At 53.6% G+C, this 879-nt stretch carries 1 protein-coding gene; it reads left to right on the top strand.

Annotated elements, in window-relative coordinates; translation table 11 throughout:
* Positions 1-41 precede the first annotated feature (41 nt).
* Positions 42-869, top strand: a complete 828-nt coding sequence (locus tag IEY24_RS33280; protein ID WP_188939490.1) for a chlorophyll a-b binding protein — start codon at positions 42-44, stop codon at positions 867-869.
* Positions 870-879 lie beyond the last annotated feature (10 nt).

Here is an 879-nt window from a genome sequence, read left to right as displayed (position 1 = left end):
TCGTCCGCAAGACCGGTGGCGCCGGCAAAGGTCGCACTAACATGCGCCGCACCGTCAAGAGTGCTCCTCAGAGCATTTGGTATGGCCCTGACCGTCCCAAGTACTTGGGTCCATTCTCGGAGCAGATTCCATCATACCTGACCGGAGAATTCCCTGGTGACTACGGATGGGACACTGCTGGATTATCAGCTGACCCGGAAACCTTCGCCAGGAACCGGGAGCTGGAGGTGATTCACAGCAGATGGGCAATGCTTGGTGCCCTTGGCTGCACCTTCCCAGAGATCCTTGAGAAGAATGGTGTCAAATTCGGCGAGGCCGTGTGGTTCAAGGCCGGTGCACAGATCTTCTCAGAGGGAGGCCTTGACTACTTGGGCAACCCAAACCTGATCCATGCTCAGAGCATCCTTGCTATCTGGGCTGTTCAGGTTGTGCTCATGGGGTTTGTTGAAGGTTACAGAGTTGGTGGAGGACCACTTGGTGAAGGACTTGACCCAATCTACCCTGGTGGTGCTTTTGACCNCCTGATCCATGCTCAGAGCATCCTTGCTATCTGGGCTGTTCAGGTTGTGCTCATGGGGTTTGTTGAAGGTTACAGAGTTGGTGGAGGACCACTTGGTGAAGGACTTGACCCTATCTACCCTGGTGGTGCATTTGACCCTCTTGGTCTGGCTGATGACCCTGATGCATTCGCTGAGTTGAAGGTGAAGGAACTCAAGAACGGTCGCTTGGCTATGTTCTCCATGTTTGGTTTCTTTGTTCAGGCCATTGTCACCGGCAAGGGCCCTATTCAGAACCTTTACGACCACGTTGCTGATCCTGTTGCCAACAATGCTTGGGCTTATGCCACTAACTTTGTCCCTGGACAATGAGGATGCCTAC

This window comes from Dyadobacter endophyticus, assembly GCF_014641595.1.
GTDB lineage: Bacteria > Bacteroidota > Bacteroidia > Cytophagales > Spirosomataceae > Dyadobacter > Dyadobacter endophyticus.
This window is presented reverse-complemented; position numbering and strand designations above follow the sequence as displayed.